Source organism: Mycobacteroides sp. H001, from assembly GCF_001440005.1.
In the GTDB taxonomy this organism is placed as follows: Bacteria; Actinomycetota; Actinomycetes; order Mycobacteriales; family Mycobacteriaceae; genus Mycobacterium; species Mycobacterium gwanakae.
Genome location: NZ_LJYH01000034.1, coordinates 1 through 15,895 on the forward strand (window position 1 = coordinate 1; position 15,895 = coordinate 15,895).

The following is a 15,895-nucleotide window of genomic DNA, read 5'->3' on the forward strand; positions in this document are numbered from 1 at the left end:
GGCCTCGGGGGCTTCGGCGACGAACTGCTCATCAGCCTCGGGGGCCGGAGCGGGCTCGGGTGCTGGGGCGGGCTCGGCAGCGGCCTGCTCCTCGTGGTGAGCGGCAGGGGTGATGTTCGCCGCGGGAGCGGTCCGGGGGGTAGCGCCGGACAGGCCACGACCGCAGACCGGCCAGGCTCCACGGCCCTGACCCGCGAGCACCTTCTCGGCGATCGCGATCTGCTGCTCCTTGGTGGCCAAGTGAGCGGACGGGGCGTACTGGCCGCCACCGCTGTTGATCCAGGTGCTGGGCGAGAACTGCAGTCCACCCTGGTACCCGTTACCGGTGTTGATGGCCCAGTTATTGCCAGATTCGCAACGCGCGACCTGGTCCCACTCGCCATCGGTGGCTGCGTTGGCCGTTGCGGCCATCATCAGACCGCCACCGACAAGGCCTGCACCTGCTACCGCGACCTTGGCCGCTTTAGCGCCCGCCTTGGTGGGCTTACTGTGCCGTCCACTCATATGTCCGTCGTATTCCTCTCTGTGACGCACCTGCGAAGTGAGCTGTCGGGTTCGAGCGAGAGGTCGCCCGGCCCGGTTTCCCGGGCTTCACCCCAAGAACCATGAAGGTTCATGCTGGAGATCAAGATCTCCGGCGGTTGGGTTCCCCGCCTCCGTCCCTTGATTTACCGACGAGGTGCCACACCCGAGGGACGGAGCTCGGTGCGCGGGTATGGACTCCGGATGACGGTACGTGTCGATCCGCATCTCGTCATGTTGGACATTTCACGGTGTTTCGTCCACGGCGGGGTGGGTTTATTCCCGTTGCCGGTGAGGTCTGCGCAGGTTATTGCGTAGCTCCACCGCCCCGTATCCACGCCGTGACCGTACTGTGACCTTGGGATGTGTGTCGTAGATCACGAAATTGCCTAGGTGTCTCTATATACAACTCTCAGAGATGCCTTAGAGCTTCCTTAGGAAATTGGCGGGCCAGCGCTCTTCTAACCGCCAGCGAACGGAGGCAGAACGTCCACGACAGACCCTGATTCCGGCCGGTGGGAGCGGTCGCGGACGGCCACGCCGTCATGAAGTAAGGAACAACGCGCCAATACGCGTTCCAGTTCCGGCCCTTTTGCGGCCAGCTGGCGCGTCAGGTCGTCGAAAGATGCCCCCGCGGGGAGCTCCACGGTCTCTTCTTCGATGCCTGCGGCATTCGCGGCGGCGGCGAAGTATCGGATTCGGATGCTCACCTAACCGCCGATCGCGCTCATGGGACGGTCAGGCTGCAGGAACGACGGGTCATTGATCCCGTGGCCCGGTTTCTTTCCCCACATGGCGGCCTGCCAGGCCGAGGCCACCACATCGTCGTCGGCACCCGAGCGGAGCAGCCCGCGCAGATCCGTTTCGGTGGTGGCGAACAGGCAATTGCGTACCTGACCGTCGGCCGTCAGCCTGGTGCGGTCGCAGTCCCCGCAGAACGGTCTCGACACCGACGCGATGATCCCGACCGTGGCGGGGCCCCCGTTGACCAGCCAGCGTTGTGCTGGGGCGCTGCCACGGGGCGCCGGATCCGCGCTCAGCGTGAATTCCCGGCTCAGGGCGGCGTGGACCTCGTCGGCGGTCACCATGTGAGCGCGGTTCCAGTGATGCCCGGCATCCAGTGGCATCTGTTCAATAATCCGCAGCTCGAAACCCCGCTCCAGACTGAACCGCAGCAGCTCGACCGAGTCCTCCTTGTACTGCTCGGGGGTCAGCACCGCATTGATCTTCGTCGGGGTCAGCCCGGCAGCGCTCGCGGCTTCCAGGCCGGCGAGAACGTCGGTCAGCCGGTCTCGGCGGGTGATCGCGGCGAAGCGATCCGCATCCAACGTATCCAGTGACACGTTGATGCGGTCCAGCCCGGCGTCCCGTAGTGTCGCGGCCTTACGGTCCAGACCGATGCCGTTGGTGGTCAGCGCGATATCCGGGCGTGGTGACAGTGCGGCCACCGCGGTGATGATTCGCTCCAAATCCTTGTATATCAACGGCTCTCCGCCGGTGAATCGGACGCTACGGATTCCGAGTTCGGTCACCGCGATGCCGATCAGCCGGATGTATTCCTCGGCGGTGAGCAATGCGTCGCTGCGCAGCCAGTCCAATCCCTCTGCCGGCATGCAGTACGTGCAGCGCAGATTGCACCGGTCGGTCAAGGACACCCGTAAGTCGGTCGCGATGCGGCCGAACGAATCGATTAACGGGGTCATAAGTCCAGCGTAGCGACCACTTGCGTGCGCCGAGTAGGATGACCAGTCACCGCGTCCTATTTGGGGCGCGTTAATCATGTGAGGTGAGTGCAGTGCCAACCGGCAAGGTCAAGTGGTACGACGCCGAGAAGGGCTTCGGCTTCCTGTCGCAGGAGGACGGCGAGGACGTGTACGTCCGGTCCTCTGCGCTGCCTGCTGGCGTTGAGGGGCTCAAGGCCGGTCAGAAGGTCGAGTTCGGCATGGCCGCGGGCCGGCGTGGCCCGCAGGCGCTGAGCCTCAAGTTGATTGACGCGCCGCCCTCCGTGCAGAAGACGCGCCGCGAGAGCAGCGGGCCGGTGAACCACAAGCACACCACCGATGAGCTACACGGCATGATCGAGGACATGATCACCCTGCTGGAGGGCACGGTGCAGACCGAGCTTCGCAAGGGGCGCTACCCGGATCGCAAGATCGCCCGCAAGGTCTCCGAGGTTGTGCGCGCCGTCGCCGCTGAGTTGGACGCCTGACCTGACACTCCTGCGCGCCGAGGACGTGATCGCGGCGCTCGATGCCGCCGGTGACCCCGGCCGGGCCCAGAAATCGGCACGGTTCTTCAAGACCGGGCCGGGCCAGTATGGCGAGGGTGACGTCTTTGTCGGTGTGTCGGTACCAGATCAGCGTGCGCTGGCACGGCAATTCCGTGGCATCGGACGTGATGCGGTGGCGCGGCTACTGGCCAGTGAGGTGCACGAGCACCGATTGACCGGGCTGATCCTGGCGGTATGGGAGTTCGCGCATGCCGAGGGCACCGAACGTGACGCGTGGGTGCAGATGTACCTGCAGCAGGTCCGCGGCGGCCGGGTGAACAACTGGGACCTGGTTGATTCCTCGGCTGAGCAGATTCTGGGGGAATGGCTTGTCGGTCAGGACTATTCGCTGTTGCTGGAACTAGCGGCAGAAGACGACCTCTGGAGCCGGCGGGTGGGCATCATCGGCACCTTCGCCTTTACCAAACGCGGTGACGCGCAGCCCCTCCTCGCGGTGGCGCCGCTGGTGATCGACGACCGGCGTGACCTCATCCAGAAGGCCTACGGCTGGATGCTGCGTGAAGTTGGAAAGCGTTGTGGAGCAGATATTCTCATCAGTTATCTCGATGCGCACGCCGCGGCCATGGGTCGTACCGCACTCGGTTATGCCACCGAGCACCTTGATGCCGTGGCACGTGCGGAGTATCGCGCTCGGCGCTAGTTCTGCCAGACCGTGGCCACGGACCAGATTGCGTGGGTGACCTCCAGCAGGTCGCCGGTCTCGGTCTGAACCACCGTCGGGAGCTTGATTTCCAGGCCCAACAGCCGCCGTCCCTCGCTGTCGATGGTCGGGATGGTCACGGCGGTCCGATGGTCGCGGTACACGCTTGATTCGGCCCGTTTGTGATCGACGTCGTCCACCGGCGCATAGATCCTGGACAACATCCATGGCGCCTGGGCGATGCGCCCATCTACCGAAAGCTGCACGGGTTCATGAGCGTTGACGGCCAACTGGACGGTGTGTCCGGGCGGGTCGCACTGGTCCAGCTTGTTCTTGTCGCAGTACTGATAGGGCGCGGCGTGGATGACGGTGCCGTGGGTGAATGCGCTGATCTCGGGCCGCTCGTCCTTATGCCCGTGCAGCTGCCAGGCGATGAACCCCACCATCGCGGCAGCGGTCAACACCAGGACGGCGGCAAGTGCCGCCAGTTTTGCCTTCACGCGACTACCTTGCCACCCTCTTGTTCGGCCATCACCGGGCGGTTACCGCCCAGGCCCGGAACGAGGGAGGCGCCACGGAAGCTGGCCAGTGTCTGCGCCAGGCCGAGGATGAGCACCGCGGATATCACCGTGAACCCCACCCACAGATCGGTGTAGATCATCACGCCGATGGCGCCACCGAGTACCCAGGACAGCTGCAGCAGCGCCTCGGAACGCCCGAAGGCCGACGCCCGGGATTCCTCGGGCAGGTCATCTTGCAGCGAGGCGTCCAGGGACGCCTTCGCGATGGCGCTGACTCCCGAAGTCACCAGCGTCGCGAACACCACGACCGCCAGCACCCCGGTGACCGCCGCCGCGAGCGCCACCACCGTGACCGCACCGGCGCACCGCACGACAAGCAGGGCTGGGCGGCCGAGCTTGAGCCGGGCGCTGGTGGCGTTGCCCGCGAAGTTTCCGATGCCAGCGGCGGCGCCGATCATGCCGAGCATCGCGAGCTGTTGGAAGCCGTGCGCGTCATGGGACTTGGCGACGAAGGCGGGGTACAGCGTGAGGAAACCGACCATAACCTTGATGGTGCTGTTGCCCCACAGCGCGGTGATGATGTTGCGGCCCAGTGGCTGGCGGATCTTGTCCTCCTGCTTGTGGGAGCGCCGGAGCAGGATCGTCGGGTGTTCACCGTCGTCGCCGTGGTAGCCGAAGGTGGTGGGCACCTCACCGGCGGTCACCTCGACCCACTTGGGGATGCGCATGGATGACCAGGCGCCAACCGCCGCCGCGGCCATCACGGCGAAAAGTGCTCCGGGCAACTGGAACACCCGGGTGAACGTGAGCTCGCAGGCCCCGGCGATGGCGCCGCCCACGATGGTCCCACCGACCAATCCGAAGGTCGTAAGCCGTGAGTTGACGCGCACCAGGTCGATGGTCGGCGGCAGCACCCGCGGCGTCACGGCGCTACGCAACACGCCAAAGGATTTGGACAGCACCAGCATTGACAATGCGCACGGATACAGCACCCAGGGAGGGAAGCTTCCGCTGGCGCCGTCGTAGTTGGCGATCATGATGACGGCCAGCGCGATGCGCAGCCCGAATGAGGCCGCCAACGCCGCCCGGCGCCCGTGTTGCAGGCGATCCAGCGCGGGGCCGATCAACGGGGCGATAACGGCGAACGGCGCGATGGTGATGAGCAGGTACAGCGCCACCTTGCTCTTGGACTCAGCGGTGGCCGCGGCGAAGAAGAGTGTGTTGGCAAGGGCCACCGCCATGGCGGCATCCACCGCGAAGTTGGCCATCACCGGATAGGTGAGCGCGGTCAGGCCAGATTTGTCGGCGCCGTCGGCGGTCGCGGCCTTGTGGAACAACCCGTACATCCGGGAGCCCATCTCACGGCTGCGCATCGCGGCCACCCGGGTGACCGTCAGCTTTGGCGGGATTTCCCGCTCAGGCCGGGGACGTCGTCGCGACTCGTCCCGGCGTTCCTCGCCCAGGGGCGGTAGATACCGGTTCGATGAGCCGCCGGCACGACGAGGATCCCGCTTGGCACCGCCCGTCGGATAGTTGGCCATACCGGGGTGGGAGTTTGCGTCGCGCGGATCCTGATTTCGGCGGCGAGATGGGGAGTCGCTACTGCCTTGGCGGTTCCCGAACCGCGCGTAGTCGTCCCGCACGCATCGATTGTCCCTCACGGTGAGAAGATGGTCAGCGATGGACATCACTATCTCCGGCCGCGACGCCCTCTACACCTGTATCGACCAGGCTCGTACGGCCATCGTCGAGTTCAGTGGGGAGACCGTGGGCAAGTACCTCGGGGCCTCCTCCGAGAGCACGGATCTGCACGCGTTGACCCACCGCTTCGAAGCCGATCTGCCGGGATACCGCGGATGGCACTGGGAGGTGGTGATGGCCGCGGCACCCGGCGCCACCGTCGCGACCGTCAGTGAGGTGGTGCTTGTTCCGGGCACCGAGGCGCTGCGCGCGCCGAACTGGGTGCCGTGGGAGGAGCGCATCCGCCCGGGTGACCTGGGCCCGGGCGACTTGCTCGCCCCGCCGCCTAACGATCCTCGCCTGGTACCCGGATACACCGACAGCGGAGATGCACAGGTAACCGAGACCGCCGGCGAGATCGGGCTGGGGCGTAAGCAGGTGCTGAGCCTGACCGGGCGTGTCGACGCCGCGCAGCGCTGGTTCGACGGCGACTGGGGTCCGGACACCGAGATGGCGCGCGCCACCCGCCGGGTCTGCCGATCCTGCGGCTTCTACCTGCCACTGGCCGGCTCACTGGGTGTCGCCTTCGGGGCGTGTGCCAACTCGATGTCGGCCGACGGCCGCGTCGTGCACATCGAGTACGGCTGCGGCGCCCATTCCGATACGCCGCAGCCACTCAACTCCGCGATGCCGCTGTACGAGCCCTTCGACGACGGCGTCCTGGATCTGGCGGACTAAACGCCTTCTGCGGCCGCTTTGATCCTGGCCAGCGATGTCCGCATGCCCTCCAGCAGTGCCTCGTCGAACACCTCGGTGCCGCCGAGCATCAGATTCTGCAGGTTGGTGGAGATCGCCGAGCGCTTCTCACCCATCACCCGCCGTTCGGTGACCCTGGTGCCACCGGCCGCGGTGGGCTCCAGCTCGTAGCTCCACTCGCTCAGGTTGTCTTTGACGTGCCAGGCCAGCCGCTTGTTGGGCTCGACGGCGGTCAGCACGGCGCGTGTCGGCCACACCTTCCAGCCCTTGCGGTTGTAGTTGACGACATTGGTGCCCGCCTGCACAGGACCGCGCACGAACATCTTGCGGGTCTGTGGGCTCCACCGCGGCATGTTGTCCAGGTCGGCGATCAATCCCCACACCTTCTCCACCGGCGCATCGATCTCGACGGCGGTTTCCAGCAGTGATGCGTTGGGCATGAGATTGCTCCTCTTTCCGGGATATTGCGGGGTTGATTCGGCTACAGGCCGGTTTGCGCGCCGCGTGAGCCGCGCCGCACCGCACGAACTTGTAGCAGGACGATGGTGGTGCCCAGCGCACCGGTACCCAGCCCGGCAAGCGTGATGGGACGCCAGCTCTCGAGCGCGGGAATGGTGAAGGCAAGGATGTTGGCAATGAGCCACAGCACTGTGCCTGCGACGACAACCGGCCACGGATTGAGCAGTGCGGCCGGGAGCGGGGGAGGTTGAGGCGCGGGGGTGTCCACTAGATGCGCAGCATACGTGGCACGAACTACACCGGGCTAGGTCCCTGTGAAAGCCCTGGACGTGCCGTAAGGTTTGGGCCGTGAGCGACCCCGATGCCCGGTTGGCCAGCGATCTGTCGCTTGTTGTCATTCGCCTGGCCCGGCATCTGCGGTTCCGGCGCGCGGATTCGCCGGTCTCGTTGACGCAGCTGTCGGCATTGGCGACGTTGCTTAACGAAGGGGCGATGACCCCGGGTGCGCTCGCTGCCCGCGAGCGCGTGCAGCCGCCGTCGATGACGCGGGTGATCGCCTCGTTGGCCGAGCTCGGGCTGGTGGAGCGCTCGGCGCATCCGACCGACGGCCGCCAGGTAGTTGTCTCGTTGTCGGAGGCGGGTGCCGATATCGTGCAGGCCGATCGCAGCGCCCGCGAGGAGTGGTTGCGCGAGCACCTGGACGATTTCACCCCGGAGCAACGAGCCGTGCTGCGGCAGGCGACCGACCTGCTGTCGGCACTGGTCAATGAAAACGGTTAGCTGACAATCTCGTTAGTCTCTAAAATGATTCACCGTGGCTGACCGCGGCGGGATATTCGTATCGCTGCGCACACGTAACTACCGGCTATGGATCAGCGGTCAGATGGTGTCGCTCGTCGGCACCTGGATGCAGCGCGTCGCGCAGGACTGGCTGGTGCTGGACCTCTCGCACGGCAACGCCTTCCTGCTCGGTGTGGTGATGGCGCTGCAATTCGGGCCGACGCTGTTGCTCTCGGTGTGGGGAGGAATGCTGGCCGACCGCTACGACAAACGCCGGATGCTGATGCTGACCCAGGCATTGATGGCGCTGTTCGCGTTGACCGTGGGCCTTCTGCAGGTCACCGGTCTTGTCCGGATCTGGCATGTGATGGCGGTGGCCTTCGCAATGGGATGCGCCGCGGCTATCGAGGCACCCACCAGGCAATCCTTCACCATTGAGATGGTGGGTCCGGAGCATCTGCCCAACGCGGTCGGGCTCAACTCCATGGTGTTCAACCTCGCGGGCATCATCGGGCCGGCGATCTCGGGAGTGTTGATCGGGCTCGTTGGTACCGGCTGGGTCTTCCTGCTGAACTTCGTCAGTTTCATTGGTGTGGGTATCGCGTTGTGGCGCATGCGGCCCGCGGAGCTACACCCGAGTGATCCGGTTCCGCCCGCTAAGGGCCAACTGCGCCAGGGCTTTTCGTATGTATGGCACCGCCGCGATCTGTTCATGATCATGCTTACCGTGTTCCTGGTCTCGACATTCGGGCTGAACTTCTCGCTGACACTCGCGGTGCTGGCGCGAGAGACCTTCGGTCGTGGCGCCGAGTCATACGGGCTACTGTCGACGGCGCTGGCAGTCGGCACATTGTTGGGCGCCACGCTGGCTGCCCGGCGCACCGAGAAGGTGCGTATGAATCTGTTCTACAGCGCCGCTATGGCTTTCGGGGTTTCCGAGGCTGTCGTCAGCGTAATGCCGACCTATCTGTCGGTGGCCGTCGCGCTCATCCCGACGGGTCTGCTTGCGCTGACGTTCACCACGTCGGCGATGAATATCATTCAGCTGTCCGTGGATTCGCAGCTGCGAGGAAGGGTGATGGGCATTTACATGGTGGCGTTCCTGGGCGGCACCCCGCTGGGCAGCCCGTTGGTGGGCTGGCTGGCCGATCTGCACGGCGGACGGATGCCGCTGCTCATCGGCGGGGTGGTATCGGTGGCTGCCGGGCTGACCTGCGCGGTGTATCTGCGCCGTCATCCGTGTCCGGTTGTGGCCGAGGTGGTTCCGGAAGCCGGCCAGATACGTGCCGGGCTTGTTCCGCCTGCTCCGGTCGCTACCCCGGTGTGCGAACCGACGCCGCTGGCGAGGCGGACGTAGATGCTGGTCATCGATATCGACAACGCCGCCGACCCTCGTTTGGACAGCTTCCGCGATCTCAACAGTGTCGACCGCAGGCCGGATCTACCCAGTGGGAAGGGGCTGGTGATCGCCGAGGGCGTCTTGGTGGTGCAGCGCATGCTGGCGTCACGATTCGCACCTTTCGCGCTTTTGGGTACCGACCGTCGATTGACCGAGCTCGCAGCCGATCTCGAGCCTGTCGATGTTCCGTACTACCGGGCAAGTCCCGAGGTCATGGCGGAGGCCGTCGGCTTTCATCTCAACCGCGGAGTACTTGCCGCGGCGAGGCGCCCCGTGGAACTGTCGGCGACCGAACTCATGCAGACGGCGCGTACGGTGGCGGTGCTGGAGGGCGTCAACGACCACGAGAATCTGGGTTCGATTTTCCGCAATGCCGCGGGAATGGGGGTCGATGCGGTGCTCTTTGGCAGCGGGTGCGCGGACCCGTTGTACCGGAGGGCGGTGCGGGTGTCGATGGGGCACGCGCTGCTGGTGCCGTTCGCTCGTCTTCCTAAATGGCCGAAGTCGTTGTACAGATTGCGGGACAACGGATTCCGATTGTTAGCGATGACGCCTGCCGGAGACTCGCGGTCGCTGGCCGATGTGATTCCGCCGCTTCAGAACGAGAGGGTGGCGCTGATGGTGGGTGCCGAGGGACCTGGGTTGACCGACGTGGCTTTGCGTGCCAGCGATTTCCGTGTACGCATCCCGATGGCCAATGGCACCGACTCGTTGAACGTGGCCACCGCTGCGGCGCTGGCGTTCTATGAGCGCGCTAGGCTCGCGCCGTGACCGGCGATAAGCAGCCCGCACGGCGGGCAACGAGCTCGGCGGAATCCGACACCCCGTGGGTCGAGGGCATCTTCTCGGCGATGTGTGTGGCCGTGGTGGTCGCGGTGGGCGTGGTGGTGCTGAGCCTCGGTCTTGCGAAGGTACATCCGCTGTGGGCAGTGCTGCTCAATATTGTTGCAGTGGGGGGTCTTTCGCCAACATTATGGGGTTGGCGGGAACGCCCGGTGCTGCGATGGTTCGTGCTGGGCATCGCGATCGGGATCGCCGGCGGATGGTTGGCGGCCGTGGTGACCGCCTTGATCACCTAGGGTGCGGTCTCGCTAATTCTGGCCGCTGGAGCGAACCCCGAGTAGCACGTCTTCCCAGGTGGGCACCGCGGGCTTGCTACGCCGTGAGCGGCGCGGCGCGGGAGTCGGCTGGGCGTCGTTGACTTCCTCGACCGGCTCCGGCTCGTGGACGGGCTCGGGCTGCGGCGCGGGGCGTTCGGTGAACAACTCCGGTTCGGGCTCGGGGAGAAGCGGAGCCACCGGCGCAACAGTGCGCAGGCTGCGGGTGAACGTCGGGTCGATGAGCTCGCGGGCGGAATCATCGAGTGCGGTCACCGTGCCGCCATGTGCCCCGGGGGTGAACCGGAAGTGCGCCTTGTTGTCCGACCGGCCCGCACGCCACTGCAGCTGGACGGTCCATCGACCGTCCTCGACCTTCCAGGCGTCCCACTCGATGGCGTCGGGGTCTAGTCCCCGCGCGAACATTGCGCCGGCCACGGTATCGGCGAGTGAGTTGACGGTGGGGCCGTCGCTGCGGACGGGGTGGGCCGCGGTTGCCATCTCGGCAGCGCGCTGGCGTTCCAGCAACACCGGATGGGCGAACCGCTCGATCCGTGCGACATCGACTCCTGCGGCTGTGGCGACCTGCTGGACGGTGGCGCCGGCCCGGATGCGGGCCTGAATTTCCCGGGGTCGCAACGAGCTCTCCATTTCGATCTGAATCTGCCCGAGGCGGGACAGATCACCCCGGGCGGCTGCACGGAGCCTGTCGTCGGCGTCGATGACGAACTTGTCGCTGCCGTTGGAATCCTGGCAGACCACCCGCTTGCCGTCGGCTGATAGGCCGATGACTTTCAGTTCGCGCACGATGTCCTCCTCGCCCTGGCCTGGATGACCCAGTTCTTGGGACCTTAGTGCAGGTAGAGGGCCATTCCACGGTGACACGCGGGGGTGTGGGCTACTTGCTTTTACGGACAGTTCGCGCTATGTGACGCATGTGGCAGATGTTGTTTGCCACGGGGTAGATCGCGCTGACCCGACGGGGCCGGTCTAGCCGGGTAGCGCGGATCCGTCGCAGTTACCCGGCTAGACGCCCAACTGCCTTATGGGCAGGTGACCTCGATTTCGAAAGGCTTCTCGACGGGCTGCATCGGGTTGGCCATGTCGACGCCGGTGGCGGTGCCGCTGATGTTGTACTTCTTCCCGTCCTTCTTCACGGCGGCCTTGCCGCCCGGCGCGCCCTCGGTGTAGCCGAGCGAGACGCCGTTGATGTTGCCGAGGCCCACCGAGGTGACGGAGGGTGAATCGCCATCGCTTAGTACGGCCGCGATGGCCTGGGCCCCGCTGCCGATGCCGATGTTCATCTTGCCGCCAACGGTGCTGCAGGCCACGGACCCTTCGATCTTCTGCTCCTTGCCGTCGATCACGACTTTGGCGGTGCTGTTGGTGGCGACGGCGCCGCCATTGCCACTCACCGTGGTGCTGGACTTATCGCTCGAACAGCCGACCAAACCTGCGGCGATAATCGCCGCGCCGCCAATGGCGACCACAAGCCCACGCTTCATTGCGTTCTCCTTATGTGTGATGGGGGTGGAGCCGAACAGGAGAAGTATGAGGTCGTGAGGGGGTCTGGTCTGCGGAATCGCAGGTATACCTACGTACCCAGATTTGCGATGTCGATACCGGCCGACAGCACGATCACCGCGACCACAGTCAGGGTGGTCAGTGCGATGGGCCTGCCGCCGTGATGCCAGTGCCCTCGCGCCAGCGCGTGATGACGCACGGTGCTGATGGCGGCGATTCCGAGTACAACCGCGGTCGCGACCAATGAGGCCACGGCGGTCTGCTTGTGGATGAGCGCGTGGGTCAGGAATACCGCTGCGGCTCCGGCGGCGGCCAACCCGGTGCGAAGCCAGGCCAGCGCCGTGCGTTCGACTGCGTGAGTCTCGGGGTCGGTTCTCATCGGTAGAACACGGCAATCGATGCCAGGATCGCGACGAGTCCGATGCTGACCGCGAGCAAGGGCACCAGCAGCGTGCCCTTCAGAGGCTGGTCCCGATCCATCCGGCCTTTCACATCGCGCCAATGAACGTATGCGCCAATGGACACCACCACGGCCAGGGCCAGGCAGGACGCCGCCAGCACATGCCGGACCCCAGCGTGGTGAAACGGTTGGACGAGGGTTTGTACCGCCACACCACCGGCGAGTAAACCGAGGGCGGTCCGGATCCACGAGAGGAACGTGCGCTCGTTGGCCAGCGTGAAGCGGTAGTCGATCTCGTGATCTTCGTGCGGTTCTGTCACCCCGACCAACTTACCGAGCGTGAGACCGGTGCCCGGACGAGTTGAGCATCACGTCAGACGCGTCCGTGGCGGAGCGCCGTGCCAGCGCGTGTATGCGTGCGTGAATGCCGCGGGTTCGGAGTACCCCAGACGGTCGGAGACCTCTTTCACGGTGAGGCCGTTGGCGAGGAGTTCTTTGGCCAGGGTCTCGCGTACCTCGTCGAGCAGCGCCCGATAGGAGGTGCCCTCGCGTGCCAGCCGACGGTGCAGCGTGCGCTCGGCGATGTGCATGCCCGCGGCGATGTGGCCCATGGTGGGCACCTGTCCGGGGACTCGAAGCAGCTGGTGGCGCACCTCACCGGCGATACCGTCACGGGAGCGCCGTTGTTCGAGCAGCTCCTCGCACTGGCGCACGCACAGGGCGGCCGTGTGCGGATCGGCGGTGGGCAGCGGTGCCGCCAGCAGCTCGGTGGGAAACACCAGCGCATTTCGGGGCGAGTCGAATTCGACGGTGAGTAGCTCGGCCAGGAGGCGCAGCGGCGTGTCGGGACCGCTCCGAAGCTGCACGCGTGCTCCTACTGGCATCGCGCCGCCGAACAGGATGGGAACTATGCCGGCGATCGCGGCCAGATCGCGTTCCAGTAGAAACCGGCGGACATCGGGCGGGATGTCGCTCTCGTCGAGATCGAAAACGCTGTCCGCGTCGCCGATGGTCAGCGTGAAGCGGTGAAACGTCGAGCTGAGCTGGCTGAAACGCAACCCGACCGCGAGCGCGTCGCGCATGGTCGGGCTGGACAGTAGGGCGAATCCCAGGATTCCAGCACTGGCGATTTGATAACGGGTACCCACCTCGATCCCGAGCCCCACCGGATCTCCCGTGAGCGCCAACAAGTTCCGCACGATCTGCAGTTCCTGGGCCCCGCTCACGACGGCGTCGGGCCCTACCAGGTCGGCGTCGGTGAGACCCGTCTCCGCCAGGCATGGGCCTGTGCCGAAACCGCGGTCTCTGGCCGCTTCGACGAGGTTCCGCGTCGCGGTGGGTGAGCGCGGATAGTCCCAGAACGGGCGACCACCATCATCGGGCACTGTCCGAATTTATCAAGTCTTTGGCGGATGAAGTCATTCAATGCCGGATGCGCGATCAATACGTTCAGGCCATGGCAAGGACGTCTGATCACATGTTTGGGCAGGTGGCGGTCATCACCGGCGGTGCCAATGGCATTGGTGCCGAGGTGGTGCGGCAGCTATCGCGGCGGGGAGCTTCGGTGGCGGTGCTGGATCGGGACGCCGCCCGGGCGGATGCATTGGCCGCTGAGTTGGGGGACGGGGTGGCCGGGTTCGCCGCCGATGTCACCGATCCCGAATCGATCGCCACGGCAATGGACGCTGTCGTCCAACGATTCGGTGGAATCGACATCGTGCTCGCGAACGCGGGCATTGCTGGCCCCATCGCGACGGTCGCGAGCGTTCGGCCGCAGGAGTGGCAGCAGGTGATCGATGTGAACCTGGTGGGCGTGTTCCACACCGCGCGGATCGCTATTCCGCACGTTCGGGCGCGACGCGGATACGTGATGGTGGTCGCCTCTGCGGCATCCGGGCTTCCCGGTCCGACCTTCAGCGCCTACATGGCCGCTAAGTGGGGTGTTGAGGCGCTGGCGCGTGCATTGCGAATCGAGCTGTCCGACAGTGGGGTTGGTGTCGGCATCGCGTACTTCGGGCTGATCGACACCGAGTTGGGGAATTCGATAGCAGCTAACCACGGTCTCGGGGCCATCATGTCCACCCTCCCGGATTTTGTTGGCAAGGCCGCTCCGGTCAGCGCCGCCGGCACGGCGATTGTCGAGGGCATCGCACGGCGCAGTCGTCGGGTGTACGCACCACGCTGGGTGCCATTGTTGTTGGACCTAAGGACAGCCGTCTATCACCTGGACGGACTACTCGGTCGAAATAGACGACTGCGGAAGGCGATTCGCGAAGCGGATGCGGGGATAGCGGCATGACGCGCCGGTCACCCTCTGTCGCGATCGTCGGAGCAGGCATGTCCGGCCTGTGTATGGCGGCGATGCTGCACGAGGCGGGCGTTACCGATATCACCATTCTGGAGAAGGCGGATGAGGTCGGCGGCACCTGGCGAGACAACACCTACCCCGGCCTGAGCTGTGATATCCCTTCTCGTTTTTACCAATTCACCTTTGCGCCGAAGCCGGACTGGACCAGGTTCTTCTCGCCAGGGGGTGAAATCGGTGAGTATTTCCGGCGTTTCGCCACCGAGTTCGATCTTCGCCGACGCATTCGGTTCGGTACCACGGTCACCGAGGCCCGGTTCGAGGACGGTCGGTGGCGGGTGTGGACCGATCAAGGCGATGTCTTTGTCGTCGATTTTTTGGTCTCGGCTACCGGCATCTTGCGGGAACCGCGATATCCGGCCATCGACGGGCTCGCCGATTTCCACGGTCCGGTGATGCACTCAGCACGCTGGGACCACTCCTTCGACCCCACGGGGAAACGCGTCGCGGTCATCGGTACCGGATCGACGGGGGTGCAGATCGTCTGCGGCCTCGAACCGGTTGTGGGCGAATTGAAACTGTTTCAGCGCAGCGCCCAATGGGTGGTGCCCGTCCCCAATCCGTCGTACACGAAGCTGGCGGACATGGTGCGTGCCAAGGTGCCGATCCTCAGTGCCGCGGCCTACCACGGCTACCGCAGTGTGTTCGAGTTCCTTGCCGCGGCGTTGGTTCGTCCCGGCTGGCAACGCCGCCTGATTTCGGCACTGTGCAGGGCCAATCTGCGGACCGTGACGGATCCGGACCTGCGGCGCAGGCTCACCCCGGACTACCAGCCGATGTGCCGAAGGCTGGTGATTTCCGCGGGGTTTTATCGTGCGATGCAGCGTCCCCACGTCGCCCTGGTGGACACGGCGATCGATCACGTCGAACAACAGGGGATAGTGACTGCCGGGGGGCGGTTACACGAGGTGGATGCCATCGTGCTGGCCACCGGATTCGATGCCCACGCTTTTATGCGCCCGATGAATCTGATTGGGCAAGAGGGTATTACGATCGATGCGCTGTGGTCCGACGGCCCCGTGGCACATCTGGGGGTGGGCCTGCCGGGTTTCCCTAACTTCTTCATGCTGATGGGTCCGCATAGCCCGGTCGGCAACTATTCACTCACCGCGATCGCCGAGCACCAGTGCGAGCACATCCTGCGCTGGGTCCGTCGCTGGCAGGACAATCAGATCGACGCGGTGGCGCCCTCTGCTGCCGCGACGGCGGCATTCAATGCCGAGATGCGGGCCGCCATGCCGGGCACCGTATGGGCCACGGGTTGCACCAGCTGGTACCTGGGCAAGGACGGCGTCCCCGAACTGTGGCCATGGACGCCCGATGCGTATCGGCATCGACTGGCAGCCGAGCCGAACCCATCCGACTATGACCTTGTGACGCCGGATGCCAGATTGGTCGAACACCTGCGAAGGTAACCCCTCACAGGAAACTCACAGTGGCGACCCAGTTGTGTCGGAGCGGG

21 protein-coding genes and 1 riboswitch are annotated in these 15,895 nt (G+C 65.4%); of the genes, 9 read left to right on the forward strand and 12 right to left on the reverse strand.

Translation table 11 applies throughout. The features are described from left to right. From AOT83_RS16530 to moaA, 3 genes are all read right to left on the reverse strand, one after another. The coding region (locus AOT83_RS16530) for a transglycosylase family protein (RefSeq protein ID WP_165592886.1) at positions 1-504 on the reverse strand (504 nt) is incomplete at its 3' end. Positions 505-514: 10 nt separating this feature from the next. Continuing rightward, a riboswitch (cyclic di-AMP (ydaO/yuaA leader) is annotated at positions 515-687 on the reverse strand. Between the two features lie 296 nt (positions 688-983). Further along, positions 984-1,232, reverse strand: a complete 249-nt coding sequence (locus AOT83_RS16535) for a MoaD/ThiS family protein (RefSeq protein WP_057966608.1) — start codon at positions 1,230-1,232, stop codon at positions 984-986. Then, entirely contained in the window at positions 1,233-2,225 is a 993-nt protein-coding gene (gene moaA, locus AOT83_RS16540; RefSeq protein WP_057966607.1) for a GTP 3',8-cyclase MoaA, read from the reverse strand. 92 nt (positions 2,226-2,317) lie between these two features. Here moaA and AOT83_RS16545 point away from each other — a divergent pair, with 92 nt between their 5' ends. Together AOT83_RS16545 and AOT83_RS16550 are read left to right on the forward strand one after the other, a co-directional pair. After that, entirely contained in the window at positions 2,318-2,731 is a 414-nt protein-coding gene (locus AOT83_RS16545; RefSeq protein ID WP_030094326.1) for a cold-shock protein, read from the forward strand. Between the two features lie 28 nt (positions 2,732-2,759). Continuing rightward, complete coding sequence (locus AOT83_RS16550; RefSeq protein ID WP_057966619.1) at positions 2,760-3,452, forward strand: DNA alkylation repair protein; 693 nt, start codon at positions 2,760-2,762, stop codon at positions 3,450-3,452. On the opposite strand, the gene AOT83_RS16555 is transcribed toward AOT83_RS16550, so the two are convergent. After that, positions 3,449-3,952 (reverse strand): DUF2771 domain-containing protein, encoded by a 504-nt coding sequence (locus AOT83_RS16555; protein WP_057966606.1) that lies wholly within the window; start codon positions 3,950-3,952, stop codon positions 3,449-3,451. The two genes, AOT83_RS16550 and AOT83_RS16555, sit on opposite strands and share 4 nt — an antisense overlap. Further along, a complete protein-coding gene (locus tag AOT83_RS16560) occupies positions 3,949-5,616 on the reverse strand; it encodes an MFS transporter (RefSeq protein WP_109394957.1) in 1,668 nt (555 codons plus the stop codon). The genes AOT83_RS16555 and AOT83_RS16560 overlap by 4 nt, the downstream gene beginning before the upstream one ends. A gap of 37 nt (positions 5,617-5,653) precedes the next feature. Here AOT83_RS16560 and AOT83_RS16565 point away from each other — a divergent pair, with 37 nt between their 5' ends. Further along, positions 5,654-6,391, forward strand: coding sequence for a DUF3027 domain-containing protein (locus tag AOT83_RS16565; RefSeq protein ID WP_057966604.1), 738 nt, complete (start codon positions 5,654-5,656; stop codon positions 6,389-6,391). Here AOT83_RS16565 and AOT83_RS16570 read toward each other — a convergent pair. After that, complete coding sequence (locus tag AOT83_RS16570; RefSeq protein ID WP_046252616.1) at positions 6,388-6,849, reverse strand: SRPBCC family protein; 462 nt, start codon at positions 6,847-6,849, stop codon at positions 6,388-6,390. The genes AOT83_RS16565 and AOT83_RS16570 overlap by 4 nt on opposite strands. Positions 6,850-6,890: 41 nt before the next feature. Further along, positions 6,891-7,136: a DUF2530 domain-containing protein gene (locus AOT83_RS16575; RefSeq protein ID WP_030094332.1), complete on the reverse strand. Its 246-nt coding sequence runs from the start codon at positions 7,134-7,136 to the stop codon at positions 6,891-6,893. 80 nt (positions 7,137-7,216) lie between these two features. On the opposite strand from AOT83_RS16575, the gene AOT83_RS16580 reads away from it, so the two are divergent. The 4 genes from AOT83_RS16580 to AOT83_RS16595 are packed head-to-tail and all read left to right on the forward strand — an operon-like array spanning position 7,217 to position 10,126. Next, a complete protein-coding gene (locus tag AOT83_RS16580; protein WP_030094333.1) occupies positions 7,217-7,648 on the forward strand; it encodes a MarR family transcriptional regulator in 432 nt (143 codons plus the stop codon). 34 nt (positions 7,649-7,682) lie between these two features. Next, entirely contained in the window at positions 7,683-9,005 is a 1,323-nt protein-coding gene (locus AOT83_RS16585) for an MFS transporter (protein WP_057966603.1), read from the forward strand. After that, on the forward strand, positions 9,006-9,818 hold the full coding sequence (locus AOT83_RS16590) for an RNA methyltransferase (RefSeq protein WP_057966602.1): 813 nt from the start codon (positions 9,006-9,008) through the stop codon (positions 9,816-9,818). After that, positions 9,815-10,126 carry a DUF2537 domain-containing protein gene (locus AOT83_RS16595; RefSeq protein WP_267888641.1) on the forward strand — a complete coding sequence of 104 codons (312 nt, stop codon included), beginning with the start codon at positions 9,815-9,817 and terminating at the stop codon, positions 10,124-10,126. Before AOT83_RS16590 ends, AOT83_RS16595 begins: the two co-directional genes overlap by 4 nt. Positions 10,127-10,138: 12 nt before the next feature. Here the strand turns inward: AOT83_RS16595 and sepH are convergent, their stop codons facing one another. From sepH to AOT83_RS16620, 5 genes are all read right to left on the reverse strand, one after another. Further along, entirely contained in the window at positions 10,139-10,951 is an 813-nt protein-coding gene (gene sepH / locus AOT83_RS16600) for a septation protein SepH (protein ID WP_057966601.1), read from the reverse strand. A gap of 236 nt (positions 10,952-11,187) precedes the next feature. After that, complete coding sequence (locus tag AOT83_RS16605; protein WP_057966600.1) at positions 11,188-11,649, reverse strand: lipoprotein LpqH; 462 nt, start codon at positions 11,647-11,649, stop codon at positions 11,188-11,190. 89 nt (positions 11,650-11,738) lie between these two features. Further along, a complete protein-coding gene (locus AOT83_RS16610) occupies positions 11,739-12,047 on the reverse strand; it encodes a DUF202 domain-containing protein (protein WP_057966599.1) in 309 nt (102 codons plus the stop codon). Then, complete coding sequence (locus AOT83_RS16615; protein WP_057966598.1) at positions 12,044-12,388, reverse strand: DUF202 domain-containing protein; 345 nt, start codon at positions 12,386-12,388, stop codon at positions 12,044-12,046. Before AOT83_RS16615 ends, AOT83_RS16610 begins: the two co-directional genes overlap by 4 nt. Before the next feature lie 48 nt (positions 12,389-12,436). After that, positions 12,437-13,453: an AraC family transcriptional regulator gene (locus AOT83_RS16620; protein ID WP_057966597.1), complete on the reverse strand. Its 1,017-nt coding sequence runs from the start codon at positions 13,451-13,453 to the stop codon at positions 12,437-12,439. A 71-nt stretch (positions 13,454-13,524) separates the two neighbouring features. Between AOT83_RS16620 and AOT83_RS16625 the strand changes: the two genes are divergently transcribed. Together AOT83_RS16625 and AOT83_RS16630 are read left to right on the forward strand one after the other, a co-directional pair. Then, entirely contained in the window at positions 13,525-14,367 is an 843-nt protein-coding gene (locus AOT83_RS16625; RefSeq protein WP_057966618.1) for a short-chain dehydrogenase/reductase, read from the forward strand. Then, the gene (locus AOT83_RS16630; protein WP_057966596.1) at positions 14,364-15,848 is read left to right on the forward strand and encodes an NAD(P)/FAD-dependent oxidoreductase; all 1,485 of its coding nucleotides are present in this window, start codon (positions 14,364-14,366) and stop codon (positions 15,846-15,848) included. The genes AOT83_RS16625 and AOT83_RS16630 overlap by 4 nt, the downstream gene beginning before the upstream one ends. Positions 15,849-15,895 lie beyond the last annotated feature (47 nt).